Source organism: Buttiauxella cochleicola (assembly GCF_021283185.1).
Classification (GTDB): domain Bacteria; phylum Pseudomonadota; class Gammaproteobacteria; order Enterobacterales; family Enterobacteriaceae; genus Buttiauxella; species Buttiauxella massiliensis.
Genome location: NZ_JAJSOS010000011.1, coordinates 157917 through 179837 on the forward strand (window position 1 = coordinate 157917; position 21921 = coordinate 179837).

Annotated in this window: 21 protein-coding genes and 1 pseudogene; 4 read left to right on the forward strand and 18 right to left on the reverse strand. The window is 49.2% G+C overall.

What is annotated here, in order from left to right:
* Positions 1 to 2: 2 nt before the first annotated feature.
* From LVQ76_RS17430 to LVQ76_RS17515, 18 genes are all read right to left on the reverse strand, one after another.
* Complete coding sequence (locus LVQ76_RS17430) at positions 3 to 266, reverse strand: PAAR domain-containing protein (protein WP_232922135.1); 264 nt, start codon at positions 264 to 266, stop codon at positions 3 to 5.
* Between the two features lie 75 nt (positions 267 to 341).
* The gene (locus tag LVQ76_RS17435; protein WP_232922136.1) at positions 342 to 743 is read right to left on the reverse strand and encodes a lysozyme inhibitor LprI family protein; all 402 of its coding nucleotides are present in this window, start codon (positions 741 to 743) and stop codon (positions 342 to 344) included.
* A 62-nt stretch (positions 744 to 805) separates the two neighbouring features.
* A complete protein-coding gene (locus LVQ76_RS17440; RefSeq protein WP_232922137.1) occupies positions 806 to 1234 on the reverse strand; it encodes a hypothetical protein in 429 nt (142 codons plus the stop codon).
* 1 nt (position 1235) lies between these two features.
* A complete protein-coding gene (locus LVQ76_RS17445; protein ID WP_232922138.1) occupies positions 1236 to 3899 on the reverse strand; it encodes a VldE C-terminal domain-containing protein in 2664 nt (887 codons plus the stop codon).
* 44 nt (positions 3900 to 3943) lie between these two features.
* Entirely contained in the window at positions 3944 to 4477 is a 534-nt protein-coding gene (locus LVQ76_RS17450) for a hypothetical protein (RefSeq protein WP_232922139.1), read from the reverse strand.
* A gap of 113 nt (positions 4478 to 4590) precedes the next feature.
* Positions 4591 to 5067 carry a DUF3828 domain-containing protein gene (locus tag LVQ76_RS17455; protein WP_232922140.1) on the reverse strand — a complete coding sequence of 159 codons (477 nt, stop codon included), beginning with the start codon at positions 5065 to 5067 and terminating at the stop codon, positions 4591 to 4593.
* 79 nt (positions 5068 to 5146) lie between these two features.
* Positions 5147 to 5686, reverse strand: coding sequence for a DUF3828 domain-containing protein (locus tag LVQ76_RS17460; protein ID WP_232922141.1), 540 nt, complete (start codon positions 5684 to 5686; stop codon positions 5147 to 5149).
* 9 nt (positions 5687 to 5695) lie between these two features.
* On the reverse strand, positions 5696 to 8053 hold the full coding sequence (locus LVQ76_RS17465) for a type VI secretion system Vgr family protein (protein WP_232922142.1): 2358 nt from the start codon (positions 8051 to 8053) through the stop codon (positions 5696 to 5698).
* A 157-nt stretch (positions 8054 to 8210) separates the two neighbouring features.
* On the reverse strand, positions 8211 to 9032 hold the full coding sequence (locus tag LVQ76_RS17470; RefSeq protein ID WP_232922143.1) for a lysozyme inhibitor LprI family protein: 822 nt from the start codon (positions 9030 to 9032) through the stop codon (positions 8211 to 8213).
* Positions 9033 to 9074: 42 nt separating this feature from the next.
* Positions 9075 to 11726 (reverse strand): type VI secretion system ATPase TssH, encoded by a 2652-nt coding sequence (gene tssH, locus LVQ76_RS17475; protein WP_232922144.1) that lies wholly within the window; start codon positions 11724 to 11726, stop codon positions 9075 to 9077.
* Between the two features lie 302 nt (positions 11727 to 12028).
* Positions 12029 to 12520 (reverse strand): type VI secretion system effector Hcp, encoded by a 492-nt coding sequence (gene hcp / locus LVQ76_RS17480; RefSeq protein WP_115631982.1) that lies wholly within the window; start codon positions 12518 to 12520, stop codon positions 12029 to 12031.
* 3 nt (positions 12521 to 12523) lie between these two features.
* On the reverse strand, positions 12524 to 14203 hold the full coding sequence (locus LVQ76_RS17485) for an OmpA family protein (protein ID WP_232922145.1): 1680 nt from the start codon (positions 14201 to 14203) through the stop codon (positions 12524 to 12526).
* Positions 14203 to 14892 (reverse strand): type VI secretion system protein TssL, short form, encoded by a 690-nt coding sequence (gene tssL / locus LVQ76_RS17490; protein ID WP_232922146.1) that lies wholly within the window; start codon positions 14890 to 14892, stop codon positions 14203 to 14205. The genes LVQ76_RS17485 and tssL overlap by 1 nt, the downstream gene beginning before the upstream one ends.
* Positions 14889 to 16238, reverse strand: a complete 1350-nt coding sequence (gene tssK, locus LVQ76_RS17495; protein WP_232922147.1) for a type VI secretion system baseplate subunit TssK — start codon at positions 16236 to 16238, stop codon at positions 14889 to 14891. Before tssK ends, tssL begins: the two co-directional genes overlap by 4 nt.
* A gap of 13 nt (positions 16239 to 16251) precedes the next feature.
* Entirely contained in the window at positions 16252 to 17802 is a 1551-nt protein-coding gene (tssC, locus tag LVQ76_RS17500; RefSeq protein WP_232922148.1) for a type VI secretion system contractile sheath large subunit, read from the reverse strand.
* A 35-nt stretch (positions 17803 to 17837) separates the two neighbouring features.
* The gene (gene tssB / locus LVQ76_RS17505; protein ID WP_232922149.1) at positions 17838 to 18332 is read right to left on the reverse strand and encodes a type VI secretion system contractile sheath small subunit; all 495 of its coding nucleotides are present in this window, start codon (positions 18330 to 18332) and stop codon (positions 17838 to 17840) included.
* A 734-nt stretch (positions 18333 to 19066) separates the two neighbouring features.
* On the reverse strand, positions 19067 to 19639 hold the full coding sequence (locus LVQ76_RS17510) for a UCP030791 family putative phage-derived protein (RefSeq protein ID WP_232922150.1): 573 nt from the start codon (positions 19637 to 19639) through the stop codon (positions 19067 to 19069).
* Positions 19640 to 19734: 95 nt separating this feature from the next.
* The gene (locus LVQ76_RS17515; RefSeq protein ID WP_232922151.1) at positions 19735 to 19965 is read right to left on the reverse strand and encodes a hypothetical protein; all 231 of its coding nucleotides are present in this window, start codon (positions 19963 to 19965) and stop codon (positions 19735 to 19737) included.
* A 782-nt stretch (positions 19966 to 20747) separates the two neighbouring features.
* Between LVQ76_RS17515 and LVQ76_RS17520 the strand changes: the two are divergent.
* The 4 genes and pseudogenes from LVQ76_RS17520 to LVQ76_RS17535 form a co-directional block, all read left to right on the forward strand.
* A pseudogene (locus LVQ76_RS17520) lies at positions 20748 to 20897 on the forward strand (JAB domain-containing protein); the annotation flags it as partial.
* An 8-nt stretch (positions 20898 to 20905) separates the two neighbouring features.
* Positions 20906 to 21127 carry a DUF987 domain-containing protein gene (locus tag LVQ76_RS17525; protein ID WP_232922152.1) on the forward strand — a complete coding sequence of 74 codons (222 nt, stop codon included), beginning with the start codon at positions 20906 to 20908 and terminating at the stop codon, positions 21125 to 21127.
* A 31-nt stretch (positions 21128 to 21158) separates the two neighbouring features.
* Positions 21159 to 21524 carry a type IV toxin-antitoxin system YeeU family antitoxin gene (locus LVQ76_RS17530; protein WP_232922153.1) on the forward strand — a complete coding sequence of 122 codons (366 nt, stop codon included), beginning with the start codon at positions 21159 to 21161 and terminating at the stop codon, positions 21522 to 21524.
* Between the two features lie 36 nt (positions 21525 to 21560).
* Positions 21561 to 21881: a TA system toxin CbtA family protein gene (locus LVQ76_RS17535; protein ID WP_232922154.1), complete on the forward strand. Its 321-nt coding sequence runs from the start codon at positions 21561 to 21563 to the stop codon at positions 21879 to 21881.
* The last annotated feature ends 40 nt before the right edge of the window (positions 21882 to 21921 follow it).

The window sequence follows — 21921 nt, forward strand, 5'->3', positions numbered from 1 at the left end:
AATCAGGCAACCCCGGCCGGTGCAAAGGAACTGATCAGGGTGCAACCACAACCGCATTTATGCCCGTGAAACGCCACCGGGATACCATGATCGAGATAGTTTGGATTACCCTCAATAATCGTGGTGGGTCCATGACCCGGGATGGGGCAGGAAACCATATCGCCTTTACGGGCCACACCAATACCGCCGAATTTCATTGTTTCAGAAGCGACCATTACTGAACCGCCGTGCGTGGTTTTATCGCCTTTACGGATAATCTGGAGCATTTTTTGTACCTGATTTAATTGCCTGATTATTTGTCATGAAGACAGAAGCCAAAATTAAATGAACTCTTTGTGTAATTAATCCTGTATTTGCTCAAGAAGTTCATTAAGCTCATGCACTCTGGCAATATTCATATCCATTCGGCATACGCTGTACATCGGTGAGCCAATCATAAAACCCTGAACATCACACCAGTTCTCACGCGACAACAGCCAGCTTTTTTGTGCCATTTCAAAGTTTTTAGTAATATCCGGCACATCCCGAGATTCAATGATTTTGAATATTTTCTGGTAAGTGATATTCATATCTTTTTTTGCAGCGGATGATGCTAAATCAGCACATCCCATAACGATGGAGTTATTTATGTCAGGTTTTTCTTTCCGGCAATCAGATTCAATTCGCGAATAGTCTTTCAGAACTGCATGGGAAAACAATGGCAGCATCAAGAGTGAAGCTATAATTATTTTATATGAATTCATTTTAGAATGTCTTCCACGTAGAAGGTTAGCACCTCCTGAATAGAAAGTGCTAATAGTACTAGTTAATCAGCATCATAATCTTCACCATTCCAGCGAAGTATATACTTAGGACCGCACAATATATCTTTCATTCCATGGTGAATATTTTTTGTCACACCCAGGGATGTACACATATACGAACCATCGATAGCCTTGCCATCATGCATTTTTATCTGGAATGTTAGAATTGGAGAGTTATCCAAGCTTGACATGCAGTCTGATTGGTCGCATGTGCCTGGCGGTGTTGTACTCGCAAAGGTGTATTCAATGACGTCCTGTTTTCCATCGCCATTTAAATCAGTATTTACACTGCCCGTCTGTCCATCCATAAAACCCGAACTCTTAAGTTTTTTAGCGTTAACTAATTCACCCGTGCTTTGGTCACAATAAGCTGATGTAGACACTAACAACAAACACATTACAGTTAAATAACGTTTTAATTTTTTTTTCATGTTAACCCGCCTCTGGAATTCCTTGCTTATAATTAATTCTAATGTTCTCTGCTATTTCATTTTTTGTGATTTTACCGTCACTATTCCTATCGTGATAGAGGTTTTTACTATAATAGTCCCCATCACTTCTTTGATAAACTATATCGTTTGGCTCGAGCAAAATCGTCTTAGGTCTGAAGATTGAGTAATATACATCTTCAAGAGTCCATTGATCTGTCGAAACACCTATATTGCTCGCCTGCATCTTGAAATATTTCTTAACGTATTCCATTTGCTCTACGTGATCCATTACCCGGAGTTGGCGAGTTGTAGTACCAAGGGCAATGGCTGTATCTTTCATAAACTGGATCAGTCCTGTTGCTGATGAGCCCGGATTTTTAATATCTGTCCTGAAGGTTTTTCCAGTCTCCAATGCAATACAAGCCATAATGTAATTTGGGTCAATGCTTAATTCTTCGGATACTTCCAAAAGCTTGGACCTAAATGCTTCTGCTTTTGTACTACCGAATTTTTCTGTGAATTTTTTCATCCATATAATTTTATCTCTCTGAATAAATGAACCTAAAAATACTAAGGGATGCATATGCCATAGAGAAGGCCCCAGTTTTTCTGTCGTCACATCCTGCATCCAGGCCATCTTGTCGAGAAACGTTTCGCTGTATTTCTTCCATTCAGGTGCTTCTTTCTTAAGGGCATTCAGGAATGGTTGCCAGATGGCATCGTCTTTTTTGAAATACCAGTCACTTGGATGTTTGACTATCGTCTTCAGAGTGACATCGCGATAATCCAGGTTATGGAACGCACTTGCGTATTCCAAGCTTGAATAATCTAATGCTCCGCTGTCGATTTTATCCAGAAGTCGTTGATAGTTATGTTTCACCAGTGCGTGACTGGCGCGGGTATCATCCTTGGCCGCGCTGTACAGGGAGTCTATAACACTGCGGAAAAAACCAGTCGGCTGGGTTTTGCCATCCAGGTAATCAAAACTCGACGGCTCTGCGATTTCCGTTCGGAATCCCAGTTTTGCCAGATCGTACTGGGACAAAAGCTCAGGCTCAGCCGCTCCTTTTGACGCATAGGCATTCTCTGGTCGCAACTGCCAGTATTCCTGTTTCGTCGTTTTGTCAGCTTCTGTTGTCACCTGACTTAACGTCAAAATACCCGTCCGTTCAGTCTTTTTCCCCTTAATGAAGGTTCCGGCTGCGAGATCCTTTGTAAACAAGGCAAGGCCGGGAGAATACTTCAGATAGAGAGGATTTTTCTCGCCAACCTTTTCAGGATTCGTCAGGAAGGTCTCCAGATTATCATCCATGCTCATGCACTCGATATGAACCTGATAACGGGGCTCATAGCCGCCATCTTTCGCCGCCTGATAGTAACCCATATGCCCTACAGGATCACCGGCACTGATAGCATAGGGCGCTGGACACACTACCTGATCAAACTTCATAGTTTCTTTAGCTGGCGGTAACAACTGCTGCCACCACGAAGGCTGAGCTAAACCGTCAGTACCAGGCGAAATGTTATTTTTATCCACCAGCATCCAGTATTGCTGGCCCGGCTTCAGTGTTGTTTTTTTGCCTCTCTGTTGGGCATCCTCAGTGAGGCCAACATAGGTGACAAGACCATATTCCCGCTTGTTAAAGGCAACGGTATGGAGGCTGCTGTCCGATTTGTCCCATTCAACAATGGCACCTTTGGGCATGGTCCCTTTTTTATAGCTTTCGCTGGTGCCTTTGTTATTTGTGCTGGCCGTCATCACCCATTCAGGATCGTAAGCCGAAAGTGTATCTTTTACGGTCCATTTGGTTTCTGCGGGATTGACTGTGTAGGCCGAGTAGGGAGCCAGGTGCATGTACAGCGTGTAGAAATGCAATCCACTGGTTTCTTTCTCACCAGGCTGAATATAGTGCTTCACCAGTACGAACGAGCCGGAAATACTCAGTGGGCCAGTTTCCCATTTAATCTGCATGTAATCTTTGCAGACTCGGTAGGCGACAACTTCCCCGTCAGCCATACACCGCACGGCTTGCTCACCTTTAAAGGGAACAGGGAAATCTATCCTCTCGGACGCAGCCTTGCCGCTTAGCCCACACCATGGTGTGGTAGCACTGGTGATATGGATTCCGCCGTGCCACATGCCATTACGACCAATCATATACAGGCCAGTTGACTCCCCTCCAAGATGAGAAAGGATCTCTTCCTGGTTAGCAAACTCACTTCCCTGATTGTTGGAAGGGATCGGCCAGCAAATAATACTTTTCCCATATTTGTCTGTATTACTGCTATCCGCATTTCGGGTAAGCCAAGGCCATGGGGATATATCATCCCTTGATGATGCATGGATAGATACATGCATGTGCTTATTATGTGGGTTAGAACCTCGATACTCTTTCCATACCCCTTCCTTAACCACGTAAATTTCTTTGTTCCAAATAACATACTTTACACGGGGATCATTTATAACCACCTTTGACCACTCATTACAATCAGGTCCATTAATTGGATCATGTGTAATATCAAAGGCATTACCATCATTGTGATCGCTCTTTCTTTTTTTATGTGCAGCATCCCCCATAGCACCATCAGAAAGCTTACTCCTACCTGGCCATTGAGTTGTTGCATCCTGCAATGCTTTTTTTACAGAAGGTGCTGGAGAACTCATTCCTAAATTCCTTTAACAGTAAATATCGTGATTAATATAAGATGCTAATTCATACAAGCAAGAGAGTTTGAATTATCAGCTAACATCCTGACTGACATAATGTCAGAGGTTTTAGCCTCTATTATATTGGTTACACAAACATTATCCGATGCCAGTTTTATAATTACCCACCAGGACGTTGGAATCATATCAGCATCTGTTCCTGCACTAGTAACCTTAACAATCATTGCCATCGCTTGACCCTGTTGTTTCTTATCCGGCACCCGCCACTCAACTTCATTCTCCAATGATGAAAATGAAGTTGTAACTATACTCCACAGCTCTAATGGATATTGTTTTTTTTCTGGAGAAATTATATTCAACGACATTCTATTATCATCATACAATACCAATAACTCATACCCAGCAATACCTTCACATTTATGCTCTGTTGCACCGGTGTATTCGTCTTCATTAATTTTCACGCACAAATCATCCTGAATCGTCGTTAATTTTCCCTGCATTGCATAAGTTTGCGCACTTATTAACAAAAGAAAAAAACCTAAGCCATATCGGGCAATTTTTGCTATATGATGCATAATAAATTACCATCTCAGTAATTAAAGGGTTTATTGATGACTTAGTTGTCCTGTGCAGCATCCATCAGTCGTGATTATTTTTTGAGCTTTAGTGCTTAGAACATTCACAGTTTTTACTCTTCACCCTCACCCTCTCCTTGCCGAGGGCAATAAACGCTATTTCTGGATGTGAGTTTAACAGAATCAACTAACCATTTACCTTTGATTTTCATTAGACTAATAGCGTATAACGACGCCCCCTTACCATAACCTAATTTTAGATTTACTTGTGCATCATGGTCGCTCTCAGAAATAGACTTTGTATATATGTTACTTTTCCATTCCTCACAGAAATCCTGAGCGTCCACAAAATAATCTGCACCTGAATCATCATTATCTCGCAGGGCCCTGAGGTGTTCAGTAGTATATTTATATATTGCCTTCATAGTAAGATCATCAGCAGACTCCATGTCAGGCATTTCAGCCGCCACTAAATAATCATGGTAAAATTCGCTAACAACTTCCTCTGGCGATAAATTTTTCTCATTTGAGGCTAAGGCCATATATGGCAAACAAAATAAACAGCAAAGGAGAATTATTTTTTTCAACATAAGCACCTCGTCAATGGCATGTGGGTTGAACATTGCAGCAAAAAAACCAGCACACTAATCCATATAGAACCAACCTTTCCTACTCCGTTACGCTGCTGATTTTCCAGTCATCGCCATCTTCTTTCAGCGTAACCTGGAGCGAGTTCGAGGTCTCCGTCCCCTCCCCCAAAACGACATCAATCACTGATTGCTGGGCATCTTGCCGAACGGTGCTGGTTTTAATGCTGGATTTCCATGAAGGGTAGACATCTTGTGATTTAGTAAAGTAATTGACATCTGATTCCACCCAGACGCCGTACCAGTCGCAAAGATAATTCCCTTTATATTCTTTGCATTCTTGTTTTTTCGCGCACAATTTATCTAAATCGGCGGCTGAAACAGAATCGTCAGAGTCATAATTACACATGGATGAATCGTTAATGCTTTTCATGAGTTCATCATAAACATATTTACTGACTATGGAGCTGTCATTTGCAGAGTCATCACTCAGGTAAGCTTTATAAAAATTAATGACTGTATTTTCAGTAACAGTATTTCCAGTTGCAAAAGCCAACTGTGAAAACATAAACACGAAAATAAATATGATGGCGTTTCGAATATTAGATACTAAGGAGCACATGTCGTCATCTCAGTCGTTAAAGGGTTTGCTGGTCACCAGATTGACCTGGGTAATATCCGTCACATTAAATTTGGGGGCTTCAGCAGGCATGTTGGCCCCGGCACCCGGGACCAGATAGTTCGCTGTTTTCATAATGAAATCCCCGGTTGAACCATGCTCTATCCCGTTCGCACTCAGCTTCACGTAGGTGCCACCGCCATTCAGCGTCAGTGTTTTCGGGGTAGTGATAATGATTTCGTCATCGCTACTGGTGACCGTGAGCTGCTTTTGCGAGAACAACGACATGGTGTTGTGCTGGGCCTGGATTTCGATATCGCCCTGGTTGGCGACCAGCTTTGCCCCTTCTTTATGCACAAACAGCCCCAGCGCCTTTTCAACCGTCACTGACAGGTTTTTCATGGCACCGATATCGAGGTGCTGACCGGCGTTCATCATTGTGTTCTTTGTGCTGCTCATCTGGAGATGTTCACCCGAGGTAAAAGCCACACCCTGGGGAGCTGTTGCCAGTATCACGGCAGACTGGAGATCTTTGAGTTTGTCTGTCACAAGGCTAATCTGGGTGCTGATATCGGATACCAGTGCCCCGGCCGCATCAGCGGCACTGTTCAGCGCCTGCATCTGACTGTTGGCCTGGTTAATCTGGTTAACCGCAGGGGCCATTTCCAGCACCGGTCCCTGGGCTTTTGACTGCCCGTCTGCCGTCAGGTATATGCCTTTGGCGGCACGAACCGCGCCGAATTCGTCCGTTCGCAGCTCAAAACCGGTGCCGCGTTGTTCACGCTGGCCGTTGACCAGATGGCCCATATTGAGCTGAGTTTTGCCGTATTCGGTCCCGAGCTTGATATGCTCCTCGCCGCGCTTATCTTCCATCCGCAGCTTATTGTTCGCCGGAGTGCGCCAGACATTGCGTGTGTGGTTGTCGCTGGTGACGTGGTCAGGGTGTTCAGAGTCGTGCATCGCGTGTGAAATATACGGCCTGTCCGGGTCGCCGCTGTCAAACACCACCGACACTTCGGTCCCATCAAGTAAAGGTGCATGCCAGCCATAGGTATCACCCGCATACGGTTTTGCCATCCGCAGCCACATACAGGCATAGCCCTGCTCGCTGCTGTTGCGGTCGAAGTCCAGTTTTACCCGGTAGCGCCCCTGCTCATCCAGCCAGGCATACGTGTCACCTTTCTGAGTGCTTTCAACTCTTGCAGGCAGCGAGCCGGAAATCACCGGCCGCTTAAGCAGTACCGGTCGATAGCAGACGGTTTCGCTGTACGGGATACCCTCAAACGTCAGCTGGAAACTGTCCTGGCGGGAGCCGCTGGCGCGTACCGTGGTGATAACAATGCCCTCTTTCACCACATCCGGCAGGCTGGCATCGGTTTCCAGTACCTGGCCGGGAGCCAGGTGAGGGCTGGAAGAGCTTCCACTGACGGTGTACTGCGCATTCAGGAGACGTTCATGCCGCAGACGCGCAAAGTAAGCGCCGGTCTCGGTACTGTCGGTATCCCCCTCAGTCAGGAACGGTTCCGCGTAGTGGTAGGTTTCCCCTGTCGTGATGCCTTCTTTGCCGCTGATGCTTTCCGTGCTGTCTTTAGGGGTCAGTGCATCACGGTAGTTGTAATCCCGTGTCGCCACCCCGCCACTGACCACCTGGTAAGCCGTGTGAATATCCCAGATGCTTTCCTGCCCACTGTCGCTCATCCCGGCCTGGTTTCGTAACGGCAGGGTCACGCCAAACTGATACTGCTCCTGGGTGTCCTGGAAAATCACCACATCCTGTTCAAGACGGGCATCCATTTCAAAGCGCCAGAAAATGCCTACCTCAGCCAGCAGACGCTGAATAAATTCCAGGTCAGTCTCCCGCCACTGGGTAATCAGCTCCCGGGCCGCGTATTCACGTGACAGGCGGAATTCGAAATCCGCGCCTTCCAGCCCGTGCTTACGCAACACCTGTTCAACCACTTCTGTCACTGACTGATTAAGAAACACCTCGCTGCCCCGGGTATGTGCCAACAGAGCGATACGCGGGACAAGGGCCAGCGCGTAAACGGTATCGTCTTTAGAGGTGGAGACACGTTCAAACGACTCCACCACACCATAAATGGTACGTACCGGGATGGCGGGAGCGCCGGTAAACATCGGGGTCTGAAGGGTGAAGGATGCTGGCTTTAACAGTACTGCATCACTGCCGATATCCGGTGTGGAGCAGGTCACGGAGATATCATAACGCCAGGGCTGGCTCAGTGACTCGACCGAACTGAAGTTCAGCACATCGAGAAACTCACTACAGCCATGCACATCCATCCGGTAACGTGACTGACCCAGCAGTTGTTTCACCAGACTGGTAGTCGTGTTTGTCAGAGCGCTATCCATCCTGAAACTCCTTTAGCTATTCATATCCTTTGGAGAGGATAAGCCACTCCAACATTATTAATAATGACCTCGGTTATTTATTATTTGATGGGGAGTAATTAGATAATAAACAACCGAGAAAACATATTTACAGGTTTACAAATTTATAACCTTACGATCATTCCGACTCATTACCACCTAAGTAAGTAATGCGATCTTGTGTAAGCTTTGTTTGACATTGATATATTTTAATTCTCTGTTCAATAGCCGTTGTTGAAAGCTCTGCATCGGATAGTTTCCCACACTTAGCCGCTTTATCATTCGCCCATGCCCCCTGAGCTTTACGCATTGAATTTCTGGCTGATTCAGGAAGATCTTTCCAAATCTGGTTTAATACTGCATCTGATTGATCATAACTACTTTTGGCACTTAATATCCGACTTTGACCATTTCCCTGAATAATGGTTTCTTTATCAATACCCATCAATGATGATTGGTAGAGGGAAACGGTAATATCATTATAATTACTAAAGTTATCCACTTGGATATCTTTGCCATTATCTGCTAGATTCAAATTGTAACTGACATTCTTCCAGACCACACTTCCATTATTAAACTTGCCACTGCCCTGGGTAATACGGTAAAGCCGTGATGGATCATCACCAATGACAGCCAGTGTTTCTGGTGAGACTTTTATTGAAATCGTTGCGTTACAAGTCAACTCATCATCATTATTGCTTTTAGTTGAAATATTAGAGGTGCTGATATTTATTAAATTCAACTCCCCCTGATAAGCACTTAACGGTTTGCTATACTTATCCTTCCCCGCTGCAAGATAGTTGCTCTGTAATACGCCTGACGCTTCATCTTTTATGTATTTTTGAACGGCTGCATTCGCATCGTCCCTACCACATTTAAAGTCATTCGAATCAAATAGTCCTGCAATAGCACCATGGGAGCATAGTGACATAATTGAAACCGCCAAAATCCTCTTATACATACTTACTACTCCTTAATTTCATTTAATTATCAAAAATTATTATTACGCTTGTACATCAAACTCCAGCACAATGCCTTCTTCTTCATCCCAGTTGAGCGTCAGTGAAGACGGCTTGCGTTTTGCGGCCATATGGCTCAATAGCTGCTGGCTCAGCACCGGCAGGATTTGTTGATTCAGCAGGCTGTCAACGTTGCGGGCCCCGGTATCCGGTAGCAGACAGGCGGAGGTCAACGTGTCACTCAGGCTGTCGCCAATATGCGTGGTAATGCCGTAGTGACGTTGCAGGCGGCGGCTGACCTGAGCGAGTTTCATGCCAACGATGGTACGCATCGCATCCTGAGCCAGCGGACGGAATATCACCGTCTGGAAACGGGCCAGCAGTGCAGGCTGGAAATGATCGCGCAGGATCGGGCGCAACAGTTCTTGCAGGTCGCTTTCCGTTGCGTCCGGTTGTTCGTCAATCAGCTGCATCAGCGGGTCGCTGCCAAGATTGGAGGTCATCAGGATCACGGTATTACGGAAGTCTATTTCACGCCCTTCGCCGTCCCGCATAAAGCCACGATCAAACACCTGGTAAAACAGGTTCATCACATCCCGGTGGGCCTTTTCCACCTCATCAAGCAGCACCACGCTGTACGGACGCTTACGCACCGCCTCGGTAAGAATACCGCCCTGACCGTAACCCACGTAGCCCGGAGGCGAGCCTTTTAACTGGCTGACGGTATGAGGCTCCTGGTATTCGGACAGGTTAATGGTGATGAGGGATTTTTCACCGCCATACATCACATCTGCCAGTGCCAGCGCGGTTTCTGTTTTCCCTATCCCGCTTGGGCCGACCAGCAAAAAGACGCCCTGCGGCCCGTTCTCAGGCGTGAGACCCGTTTTCGAGGCACGAAGACGCTGAGCAATGGCATTGAGTGCCGCGCCCTGGCCGACCACGCGTGTTGCCAGTTGCTCTTCCAGGGTCAGCAGTTCGGTCTGCTCATCTTTCATCAGTGATGAAAGCGGGACGCCCGTCCAGTCAGCAATCACTGTTGCTACAGTGCGGACATCCACATCTAACCCCAGCAACGGGCTGTTGTTTTGCGCCTGAGACAATTCGGACTGGAGTGCGGCGAGTTCTTCCTGACGGCTGATATCACCGCGACATTCCTTCAGTTGTTCAGTCAGCCGCCTTTCGGTTTCGAACTGAGCCTCCAGGGATGCCTGTCGCAGATTGAGTTCAGATGTAAGCTGTTCGATCTGCGGCAGACGGGAAGAATCCACGGCATTACCCAGCGCAATATCTTCCAGCAGCTCCTGCTGTTCCATTGCAAGCGAGGTAAGTTCAGACTGCAAACGGGTAAGTTGTTCCGGCAGCGTGTCCAGGCTCATCCGCACACGGGCTGCGGCTGTATCCAGCAAATCCACCGCTTTATCGGGCAACTGCCGACCCGTCAGATAGCGGCGGGAGAGTGTCACGGCGGCACGAACCGCCTCGCCGGTAATATGCACACCATGGTGTTCGGCGTAGCGGGATTTGAGTCCACGCAGCATCAGGCAGGCTGTCTCATCGTCCGGCTCGTCGACTTTCACCATCTGGAAACGGCGCTCTAATGCGGCGTCACGCTCAAAATATTGCTTGTACTCGCTCCAGGTGGTGGCAGCGATGGTGCGCAGTTCGCCACGGGCCAGCGCAGGCTTCAGCAGGTTAGCGGCATCCGCGCCCCCCGCCTGATTCCCGGCTCCGATGATCGTATGGGCCTCATCAATAAACACCAGCACCGGCACCGGAGAATGTTGCACCGCGTCGATAATGTTTTTCAGCCGTTGTTCAAATTCACCTTTTACGCCAGCACCCGCCTGTAATAAGCCCAGGTCGAGGGTTCTGACAATGACCGGTTTCAGACTTTCCGGCACATTACCGTCAGCAATACGCAGCGCCAGCCCTTCAACCAGTGCGGTTTTACCGACACCCGGTTCACCGACCAGAATCGGGTTGTTCTTGCGACGACGGGATAGAATATCCACCATCTGGCGAATTTCATTATCGCGGCCAAAAACCGGATCAATTTTGCCTTCACGCGCCCGGGCTGTGACATCCACCGTAAACCGGTTAAGTACGGCTTCTTCCTGGCTTAAATCGGCTTGCTTCCCGGACTCCTGATCGTGTGCTCCCTCGACCGTATCTGTTGCCCTGCTGATGAATTTCACATTACCGACAGGCTCCTGTATCAGCGCTTCCGGGCGTTCATCCGACTGCGCTTCCAGAATGGGACGCAACCGCTCCAGCTGGCTCGTGGTCAGGGTCATTAACGGCCACAGCCCTTCGCAACGAGCAAGCCCTGGCGTTTCAATCATGGCGGTAAGCAGATGCACACTGCGGATCTGTTCATCACCGGCAAGTGTTGCGGCCAGCCATGATTGCTTCAGCAACGACTGAAGGGAGGCGGACAGTTCCGGACGGCTGCGTACCGAGCGAGGCTGTGCGTCAAGGTGCGTCAGCAGGCTCTGCCAGACAGCATCCATATCCCACTCATAGCGACGAGCGAGTACGGTCAGATCCCCTTCGCCCTGCTCCAGCAACTTTAACAGCCAGTGCTCAGGGGTGATTTCCGCATGGGCGCGTGTCTGACACAGCGAAGCCGCGCCCTCAAGCGCACGGGCACAGTACGGGTTGAGGCGGCGAAGCAAAACGGCGGACTGACTTTCCATATCTCTATCTCTCTTTTCTGATCGTTCAGGACACGCTACCGCCCATCGCTGTTCCTGTTGATAAGGAGACCAAAGCGCACGAGGTCAGGCTGGCAGGCAGATTGTGGCTTTGCTGAGCACCCGGCTCGCAGGCGCTTAGCAAAAACTGCGGACAGGTAGCCCCATCCGCATCGGACATTACCCTAAATAATTCGTGCTGCAGGAAGGCGGCAAGTTCGGGAATCCCCGGGAGCATAGATAACTATGCGACTGGGGTGAGCGAACGTAGCCAACGCACCTGCGGCGCGAAGAATGACGGGTAATTACGCGGTGGTACGTTCGTTCCACGAATCGGAATGAATGATGTTGCCGTCTTTGTAAGTCCAGGTGATTTTCTCGTAGCGCAGTTCAATCGCTTCGAGATGGTTGTGCTTCTCGTAAGACGGGTCTTTGATGTCGTGCATTTTTGGTGCGACTTTCACCAATTTAACGTTCTCAAGCTTGGTGTTGAAATATTCAACTTCCTGGCCTGCGTCGTTGATCTTGTACCACTTGAATTCCGCAGATTTCAGGGTCTGACCGGTGGTCACGGCCTTGTAGAGGTACGGGCTTGAAGAGTCGATCTCTTTAGTAAAGAGGAACGGGGTGTGGATACGAGTGCCCGTCAGTTTGCCGGTGTTATTATCGGTCGGGATGTACAGGTTGTGTTCCTGAGCAACCACTTCGATGCTGCCTTCACGGTCTTTAACGTCAACAGAACCTTTAATGTCCGCGCCGCCGTCATCTTTCAGCCACAGATAGACTGGAATTGCCATGTTTTACTTCTCCATTTCTTGAGTTGAAACGTCACGTACATCCGGTGACGCTGGTTTTTCGCCCGGAATGCGGCAGGCATCGGCCTGTGGCACCAGACTGATCTCGACACGCCGGTTATGCGCACGGCCATCAGGCGTATCGTTTGAAGCAATCGGACGGCTGTCACCGTAGCCCTGCACCGCAAAACAACTTTCCGGTACATCACCTGTGTCCCGCATCCAGTTGCGAACGGATTCGGCTCTTTGCAGTGACAGGCTCTGGTTAAGCGACACGCTGCCGGTGTTGTCCGTGTGGCCGCTGACGACAATCAGCCAGCCTGGTTTGGCTTTGATGCCCACCAGCGCATTGACGAGGATTTTGGTCGAGCCGTCTTTAAGTAACGCTTTGCCGGAATCAAACAGCGACATGCTGTCAAGACGGACAATTTTCGGAACAGGCTTCGGTTTCGGGGCCGGAGGAGGAACATACGTATCAATCGCCTGTTGCAGTGCAAGCCACAGGCGTTGCCCCGGGTAATAGCCCAGACTGTAACGCAGCGGTTCACCCTGGCGCTGCCAGCGTTCAAGCAGGAGTGCATCCTGTTTCAGCGCCGCCAGCGACTGTGCTTTAGGGACGTAATGGTTCATCGGAATGGCAGACCAGCGTTGTAAATCGGTACTCACCAGGTGGATCAGATCCCGGTTATTCGTCGCTGAAAAGCCCAGTGCGGCAAGTGAACACAGCCACATCACCAGGACAACACGGCGGGTACGCTGGCCTCCTTGTATCGGGGAAGCAAAAGGAGCCAGTAACGACAGAACCGCATCCGGAAAACGGCTGGACGGATCAACGCTCCCCATTGACGCGGGGAACTGCAAACAGGAACGCAGATACAGCCACTGCGACCAGACAGACTGAGCGTCCGGCCTGACAGCGCCAAGCCGAAGCGTCACGGCAAATGGTCGGACGGCGGGAGTTAACCTGTCCGCTTTCTCCAGCTCATCGAGCAATGTTGCCTGGATAAACGCGAATGCCTGGCTGAGAACTGGCAGTGCCACCAGATTATTTTCCGTCTGCTGCCAGTCAACGAGTGCCTGAGGGGATGCATCAGGAGGACATACGACCGGACTGTCTCCGCGCACGATCACCCAGGGTGTGGCTGGCCCTGAGAGCTCACAACACACCACCACCGGCAGCGAAAATCCGGTCAGCACTTTCATCTGCCTGACCTGCTGACGGAGTGTTTTCAGTGCCGAGCGTAAGACGGCCTCATCCTGATGCTTGTCCGGCAGACAGGCATACATCACGGAAAGCTGTCCGGCCTGACGGGGTTGCTGGACCAGAATGCTGCGCACAATATCCGTTAACCGACTGACATCTCCTGCCCGATACCACCAGCCCTGAGCAGTTTTCCGGAGTTGTTGCCCCTGGAATATCGCGTCAAGTCCATCACCGCATACCAGAACAACCGGCCCCTGCGTATCGAGTAACGGCATGTCGACCGTGGTTTCTGTTCCGTCAGTCTGCGGGGCACGATAGCGGCAGTTTTTCCAGACAGTCCAGCCTGCAACAATGATAAGTAACACCGTAGCCAGGCTTTTAGAGACGTTACTGACTGGGATGAAATACCAGAGCAGCCACAGCAACGCCGCAGCCCCTGCCAGGGTATGTAAGACAACCGAGACGATGACTGATTTACGCATTAATGTGGCAGCTCCGGAATTTGCGCCGACAACAGCGCCTGGAGCCACAGATGCCCACCCCACCAGATAACCCCAGTCAATACGACCGCCAGCACTATCCAGAACCAGACTGAGCGCATCAGACTGTAGCGGTGTTTACCGGTCCGGTGAACCACCAGAGACAGTCCCGCATCAGGCTGAGGAACACGTTCAGAAAGGGCTTTGATCACTTCATCACGCTGTGTCTGGCTCACCGCCTTCAGGCTGTACAGCCCCTGGAACCCCAGGGCAATAACCCGGTGGTAGCAAATCAGGACGGCGTTAATGGGTGCAGGCTGGCGCAGAACTTCGGCAATGCGATCCCATAACGCTTCCCCGGCATGCAGGGAGCCAAAGAACCGGGCCTGAAGCGGGGCTTTACGCCAGGCTATCTGACCGGCATCAAGGGCGATTTCTTCTCCCTCTTCAGGCTTCACTGGTTTTCGCGCCATCACCGCTTCATCCAGCAGAGCACACTGAGCATAAGAGATATGGTCAATGCTGGCCTCGTCATACCCGGCTCGTTCCAGGGCTTCACGGACGCTTTCCACCTGCCGGATGCATTTTTCATAAAGTGCTGTGCCATCGGGCGTAACTGCGCCTTTCTTCAGCATGGTGACGGTCAGCCAGGCTTCCGCCATCAGTTGGTCTATATCGATGTCCTGTCTCATGAGCGCAGCACCGCAAAGAGTTCAAGCTCCAGTTTTCCGAGCAACGCAGGCACATAGAACATGCATACACCCTGCTCCTGCATCTCACGGGCCGCAGCACTTTCCATATCAAGCGCGAAGTACTGGTTTTCCATCCGCACCGGTAATGCCGCAGGCACTCGACTCACAGGAATGAGTGGAATCCCTTTTAGCGCGGCACTGTAAATTTCATTCACGTCATCGGGTGAACCCGCCTGGCAAAGTGCCGGGAAGCGGTCAGCAATCTGCCACGCCGGAATATCCGAACGGACAGACAGATACAAATCAGCTTCCTCACGCAAACGAATATCGTGCAGGCTGGCTTTCCAGGTCTGGTCATCAGGCCGGGACATTTCCAGTGCAATGACCCTTGAAGGCAGGCTGGCCTCCAGCAGGCCGGTGATCAGCTCAAACAGGGGCGGGAACGCATTAACCGGCTCTGCATGGTCATAACCGGGAATGGCATCCAGATCATGGTCCAGAGAAAAGGTCAGCATGCTGCCAGCCAGTCTTGCAAGCTCAGCCCAGACCTGTTCGGGATGACGAGCCGGGAAACGTTCAAACTCTGTCAGCACTCGTGCATGAGAATTGAGGGCATTCAGGAGCCAGAACAGCGAAACGTCAGCGACCGCAAAATCAGCCAGTCGCTCGTTGCTCTCACGGCGCATTGACATCAGACGCTGGCGGCGGGAGCGAAGCTGGCGATTGAGCAATACCAGTCGTTCACGAAGTGTCGGGCTGGCGGAGAACAACGCCAGCGGCGGAATAAACGACGGGTCCTGACGCCATCCACCCTGCCCGTCCCGGATAAGCCGAGCGACCGGACAGGTTTTCCAGGACTCATTACTCTCATGGGCAAACCGGATGGAATAATTGAATCGGGCGACGGCCATCGACTCTTCTTCAGCACCGAAGGCATCCTGCACAGTCACCCATTCTTCGCGATAGCGAAGCGGTCTGTCAGACAGTACGCTTTCCTGCTGAACATTGATCACACCTGACTGCATCAATGGCAGCGCAATGACGACCGTGACCACATCAAGACCCGCAAGTTGCGAGGGGTCGAGTTCACGAGGTTCGGGGGGTAACTCACTGCATTGAGTGTCGATAAGGGAACCATCTTCCAGCCACAACCGCAGCTGTGAAATCTGGATCAGTCCCGATGAAAGCAGATTGTCATCAAACTCGACTTTCTCTATACCATACGGGAAGGGAGACGCCAGAGCCGAGACCCCGGCACTGCGAAATGATTCCCACTTTGCCTGCTGCTGGAACTGCTGAGGGGACAGCAATGCCCCCTCGTTCCACAGTGGACGATAAATTTTCATCCCTGCGACCACCTTAGGCTTTTGCTTTTGGCATCTGGGAAACCAGCGACAAATTGATGTCCATCCCTTCCACCTGGAAGTGCGGCACCGCAAAGAGTTTCACGCGGAAGAAGCCCGGGTTGTCTTCGATATCTTCCACAGTCACTTTCGCGTCACGCAGTGGGTGTGATGCCTGAAGGTCATCGCCAGGGTCAGTCATTTCAGTCACCAGGCCACGCACCCAGGTATTGAGCTCCAGCTCAAGCAGTCGACGGTCTTTAGTAGTGCCGATATTTTCACGCTGGATAAGCTTCAGATAGTGGGCGATACGTGACAGCAGGAAGATGTATGGCAGACGGGCATTGATACGACTGTTCGCAGTCGCATCAGCTGTATCAAACAATGCCGGTTTCTGCGAGGAGTTAGCCGAGAAGAAGCAGGCATAGTCACGGTTTTTGTAGTACGACAATGGAATGAAGCCCAGATTCGCGAATTCAAATTCACGGGTCTCGGGGATCATCACCTCAGACGGGATTTTCACCTGATTGCCGGTGCCCAGGTCATACAGATGGATAGGCAAATCCTGCACGGCACCACCCGCCTGTGGCCCACGAATCTGGACGCACCAGCCGTTATTGATAAAGCTTTTCACCATGTTGGCAGCAAACGCAAATGAAGCGTTGGTCCACAGGTATTTTTCGTGGTCCGGTCCCTTTACTTCCTCAACATAGTTGAAGCTGCGCACCGGCACGGTATCCGGGCCGTACGGGAGACGGCCCAGCACACGCGGCATGGTCAGGCCGATATAGCGGGAGTCTTCTGAATCACGGAAGGATTTCCATTTAATGTATTCAGCACGGTCGAAATAGTTGCCGATGTCCTTGATGGCCGCGACTTCTTCCATACTGGATTTATGGAAAAACTTGGGTCCGACTGAACCGATAAACGGCATGTGAGCAGCGGCAGAGACTTTGGAAATATTACGCAGCAGCGCAACATCCTGTGAGGACGCATCGAATTCATACGACGAAATAATAGCGGCAATCGGCTCGCCTCCAGGCTGATCGTATTCCATCGTATATGTGTGATAGTAAAGACCGCTCTGAATAATTTCCGGGGCATCTTCAAAATCCTGGCGGAGGTCTTCTTTGGAGACGTCCAGAATTTCCACCTTCACATTCTGGCGGAAATCAGTGCGGTCAACAGTATGCTTAAGCCCCCGCCATAATCCCTCTACGCGTTGGAAGGCCGGGTGGTGCATCACTTCATCAAGCTGGCGACTGATCTGACGGTCCAGTTCGGCAATGTGCTGATCCAGTAAATTTTTGTCGAGCTTTTCGACTTTCTGGCCTGACTGAGTAATCACCTGCATGAAAACCTGAATCCCAGCAGTCACTCGCTCATCAGCAGACGCTTCAGCCATAATGCTGGTGTCCTGATAATCGGTAATATCACCCAGGTTTTTAACGGGAGTCAGATTGATTTTTTCAAACAGTGAAGCGTAAACGCTATTATGCGGAGTTTTTTCCAGTACAGTCGTTTGCCCTTGTACTGAATGTGTTTCGGTATTTACGGACATCAGCATTCTCTCTGTTAATCCATTAAAAAAGACACCCTGTTTTATTCAGGAGCAAGGGCACTTAATTCGTCGCGTAATTCCTGCGTCAGAGCTGGGTCGATGAGAATTTTCTCTAGCTCTTTTCGGAAAGTAATATTGTCTAGTAAATTAGATTTCAGATCGCGAAGTAAATTACGCATGGCAAGCATGGCGCGGAGCTGCGGTATCTGCCTGGCAACCTGCTCAGGTTCGAAGTCTTTCATTTCCTGGAAACTAAGACTGACGTTTTCTTCCGAACCATCATAAGAAAGTGTATTTGGGACTGAATATTTTAATTCGGGATTTAACTCAGAAAGGACGCTATTAAAGTTGTTTTTATTAACATTGATTTTACTTCGCTCAGAGAGAGGGAGATCTTCTTTACCATTACTAAAATCCCCGACAGCCAGCAGTTTCAGGGGGAGCTCAACTTTCTTCTGAGCAGAGCCTGTATGCAGGTCCAATAGGATGTTTACACGTGCTTTTGGTATCTCGCTTTGGAAGGTCGACTCAGCCATATCATTCCCTTTGTTCTTGAACTGTAGTGATGAATTCCACGAATTTCTTAACAAAGCGATGATAGAGCAAACGTCTAACTTGGATCAACTTTACAGATCAAAGATCTACAATTGGAAATTTCTTAAGAATTTTCCTCTATAGACAAACAAGAAAGAACTCTGCACATGCTGTTAAAGTGGGGTTTGTTGACTGCTTTTAACATACAGGAGAGCGAAATTCACCAAATGTGAATAAAATGGTAGTGTTATGTTGTACGGATGATCTTTTATTGATCTAAATCAATGCTTTTAAGAGAGCGCTTTGTGGTGGGGTTTTGTGATTCTTAGCAATAAAATATATTACAAGAATAGTCTTAAAATAGGACAAAGGTAAGTTACATCAATATTGAAATTTGAATATAAATAATTATAGATTTTCAATACTAAATATTTCTAATATTCATCTCATGAATGTATTTTCTCATCGAATGGTTTGTGCATCGTTTCAAAATAGCTGTTTGTAGATATGAAAATGACATTTTGAGTTAAATGTCAAAATGAATGCAGGAAAGAAGATGTGAAGCTTTCTTATTTCGTTGTTGTGAGAAGAAAGCAATACTCTTCGGGTCATGTTCTCTGTGTCGGTGACAAAAGCTAATATATTCCAATAAGTTCAGGTTGTGAGTTACCCCATATTTGAATCATTTTGAAGTTTGCTATCCCGCCAGTAGCGTTTGGCTTCGGTGACAAAGGTTCTAAATATTACTGCAACTGCGTGCATAAACGACAGGAGAGGCCATCCGCAAAGCGGCTTCCCACAGGGCTGAATAGTGTTTGCCAAAACCCACTGGTTTCGTCCTCTCAGCCCGGTATTCCGTCATCTCCACCTGCTTCCCGCCGGGCTCCACATCCCTCCATGCTGCCATGAGCAACGATATCATTGCCTGAATCTCCTCGTCCGGTGAAACATCATGCCGGAGGGAACAGCACACGCCCAGATTGAACAACATTATCATCCGGCATGTTGATGTATGTTTCTCCTCCCACAACCAGCGCAGAAGCGTGGGCGGTGACAGCTTTCCTGAATTGGTCCGCGCCTTTGCATATTCTCCGATACGACAATATGTTTCAGCATGGAAGCGAAGTAGTTGAGCACGGTTTTGTTGCATATCTCCGCCTGGATGAGAATTTGCATGCTGAAGCGTAAAACCCAGAGCGGCCAGACGTGGATAATCATCCGTTGCCTGCTGCAGAGTTGTCCGGATAAGTACGACATCGGTATTGTCAGTACGTGTTCGGGGTGTGTTTTTTTCATCGTAATGAATCATCGGTTTCTCTTTCTTCGAAAATAGGGAATTAGGGCAATGGGAAAGATGATACGAATGGTTTAACAGAGAGCATTCCCGCTGCCTGTGTAAATTGATTACGGAGTCTGCAGTGCTTCCAGGTTGGGGCAGGCAATATAATCACCTGGCGTCAACAAGGTGATGTCATGCAAGAAATACGCTGCCCTGTCACCTTGAGGAAGCACGAGTGTCATCGGGCGGCTGCAGTGAAAGCAGTAGAGTTTCCACATCGAGGGAAATCGGAAACCTTCAGCACTGACCAAGTTACCGAATTCATCGATGGCGCTTTTGGCTGCTTTTTGTTTCATACCTATACCTCAAAAATATTACCGGGCAGCGGGTTCAGGCGGTGTGAGCGCACAGTTGGCCTTCGGGTGAGATGCTATTGATGCACTGCTGAAGACGCTCACAGACCGACTCGAACCGCCGGATATCGGCAGGCTTCGTACGATGGCAACGGATCGATGTGGCTTTGCTCAACTGGTCAATTGCCCTTGCACGCCAGCCACAACGCTCAGCGTCATTGCAGCACCCGTGGAACCCACCCAGATATGCGTTTAAATGGGTTATACAGGAACGGTATTCCACCACTTTTACGTCGTGCGTATTTTCAATTTGTTTCATTCTCGCGTTATCCTTTTCGACAGGCATGAGAAATACCCGACAGCGCTTACCCTGCCGGGCATGGATAGAGTTGAAGAACATTTGATTCAAGCCGTTCGAGGACCTCAGGCTTCTAACGTGCAGGTCCAGTCATGGCAGCGAGGACATTGTTTATTGCCGTAATAGCGGTGTTTACATAACAGGCATCGCCAGTTGCGTATCTTCGTTTTGTGCTGAAGTGTTTGTTTGATCCATACCGGGACCGGCTGATGGTAATCAAGAGGTTTTAGGGCATGATAAGGCTGCTGGCCGCCTTCTGGATGATGACGGTATTTGCAGGCTCTCGCTCTGGCGATAGCGTTCTCACCCGTCAGCACATGCCGGTAGTACAGAGTGTTATCTGATTCGATTTCCTGCACCATTTGTACACCGCAGAATTCGCACACCAGAGGCGCATGTCCGATGTAGTTTTCATCGACCAGCTCGCCATCCGTCCGGTACGACAGAAATCAGCCAGCAGGACAAACATATCACTCAGCGGATCGTAAAAGCCCTGACACTGGTAGAAGTGCGAGTGTTGGATCATCTCGTTGTCGGGAACGAAGTGGTGTCTTTTGCTGAATGTGGCTGGTTGTGAGGTGAAGAATGAAAATCATCAGTAAACGTCAGGCGATGCATATTTTTCGCCAGCATCCTGAATCAAGGTTATCGGCTTTCTGTACAGGCCATTACCAGTGGCATGGCAGTGTCTGCCATTACTACGGACGCGAGGTTCAGGATATCAGTGGCGTACTTGCTGTTTTTGTTGAACGCCGTCAGGACCGCAATGGGCCCTATGCCATCCTTCGTAGTGTCAGCCTGAATTAATCACATCTCTCAGTCATTAAGGAATACGTTAATGCAATCGACCACCTTATCCGATACATCGGCGGAGAACGCATCCTGCCTTCAGTGGGGATTAAAACGTAATATCACGCCGTGCTTCGGAGCTTGCCTGGTTCAGGAAGGCAATCATCTCTACTTTCTGGCTGACCGGGCAGGGTTTAATGGCTCATTCAGTGACGATGAAGCATTGCGTCTGGACCAGACGTTTCCACTGATGATGAAACAGCTGGAGCAGATGTTGACCACTGAAGAACTTAATCCTCGCAGTCAGCGTTGTGTCACGTTGTATCACAACGGACTTACCTGTGAAGCTGACACTCTCGGCTCTCATGGTTATGTTTACATCACTATTTATCCTCAGGCCTCCGCAACCCGGTAACACCTTCTCTCTTCTTCTTTTATCAGGACTCAACTCATGCACATTTCAACTGTACCGGCCACGGTGCCGGTTTTGTCACGCCTGTCGCCCGTGCAGGTCTGGCAGCAATTGTTAACGTATCTGCTGGAGCACCATTACGGCCTGATGCTCATCGATACACCATTCCATGACGAGGCGGCCATCAAAGAACATATTGAAGCGGGTATCACACTTGCTGATGCGGTGAATTTCCTGGTGGAACGCTATGAACTGGTGCGCACTGACCGGAAGGGATTCACCTGGCAGGAGCAAACACCATTCCTTACCGCGACCGATATTGTCAGAGCCAGGCGAGCTACCGGATTAATGAATACTTAAATTCTTCGAGCCTCCTTCCTGATTTTTACCTTTGTACTTT

Coding starts and splice junctions, on each gene's coding strand:
- LVQ76_RS17430 (WP_232922135.1), bottom strand. CDS start 266: ATGCTCCAGATTATCCGTAAAGGCGATAAAACCACGCACGGCGGTTCA.
- LVQ76_RS17435 (WP_232922136.1), bottom strand. CDS start 743: ATGAATTCATATAAAATAATTATAGCTTCACTCTTGATGCTGCCATTG.
- LVQ76_RS17440 (WP_232922137.1), bottom strand. CDS start 1,234: ATGAAAAAAAAATTAAAACGTTATTTAACTGTAATGTGTTTGTTGTTA.
- LVQ76_RS17445 (WP_232922138.1), bottom strand. CDS start 3,899: ATGAGTTCTCCAGCACCTTCTGTAAAAAAAGCATTGCAGGATGCAACA.
- LVQ76_RS17450 (WP_232922139.1), bottom strand. CDS start 4,477: ATGCATCATATAGCAAAAATTGCCCGATATGGCTTAGGTTTTTTTCTT.
- LVQ76_RS17455 (WP_232922140.1), bottom strand. CDS start 5,067: ATGTTGAAAAAAATAATTCTCCTTTGCTGTTTATTTTGTTTGCCATAT.
- LVQ76_RS17460 (WP_232922141.1), bottom strand. CDS start 5,686: ATGTGCTCCTTAGTATCTAATATTCGAAACGCCATCATATTTATTTTC.
- LVQ76_RS17465 (WP_232922142.1), bottom strand. CDS start 8,053: ATGGATAGCGCTCTGACAAACACGACTACCAGTCTGGTGAAACAACTG.
- LVQ76_RS17470 (WP_232922143.1), bottom strand. CDS start 9,032: ATGTATAAGAGGATTTTGGCGGTTTCAATTATGTCACTATGCTCCCAT.
- tssH (WP_232922144.1), bottom strand. CDS start 11,726: ATGGAAAGTCAGTCCGCCGTTTTGCTTCGCCGCCTCAACCCGTACTGT.
- hcp (WP_115631982.1), bottom strand. CDS start 12,520: ATGGCAATTCCAGTCTATCTGTGGCTGAAAGATGACGGCGGCGCGGAC.
- LVQ76_RS17485 (WP_232922145.1), bottom strand. CDS start 14,203: ATGCGTAAATCAGTCATCGTCTCGGTTGTCTTACATACCCTGGCAGGG.
- tssL (WP_232922146.1), bottom strand. CDS start 14,892: ATGAGACAGGACATCGATATAGACCAACTGATGGCGGAAGCCTGGCTG.
- tssK (WP_232922147.1), bottom strand. CDS start 16,238: ATGAAAATTTATCGTCCACTGTGGAACGAGGGGGCATTGCTGTCCCCT.
- tssC (WP_232922148.1), bottom strand. CDS start 17,802: ATGCTGATGTCCGTAAATACCGAAACACATTCAGTACAAGGGCAAACG.
- tssB (WP_232922149.1), bottom strand. CDS start 18,332: ATGGCTGAGTCGACCTTCCAAAGCGAGATACCAAAAGCACGTGTAAAC.
- LVQ76_RS17510 (WP_232922150.1), bottom strand. CDS start 19,639: ATGATTCATTACGATGAAAAAAACACACCCCGAACACGTACTGACAAT.
- LVQ76_RS17515 (WP_232922151.1), bottom strand. CDS start 19,965: ATGAAACAAAAAGCAGCCAAAAGCGCCATCGATGAATTCGGTAACTTG.
- LVQ76_RS17525 (WP_232922152.1), top strand. CDS start 20,906: ATGAAAATCATCAGTAAACGTCAGGCGATGCATATTTTTCGCCAGCAT.
- LVQ76_RS17530 (WP_232922153.1), top strand. CDS start 21,159: ATGCAATCGACCACCTTATCCGATACATCGGCGGAGAACGCATCCTGC.
- LVQ76_RS17535 (WP_232922154.1), top strand. CDS start 21,561: ATGCACATTTCAACTGTACCGGCCACGGTGCCGGTTTTGTCACGCCTG.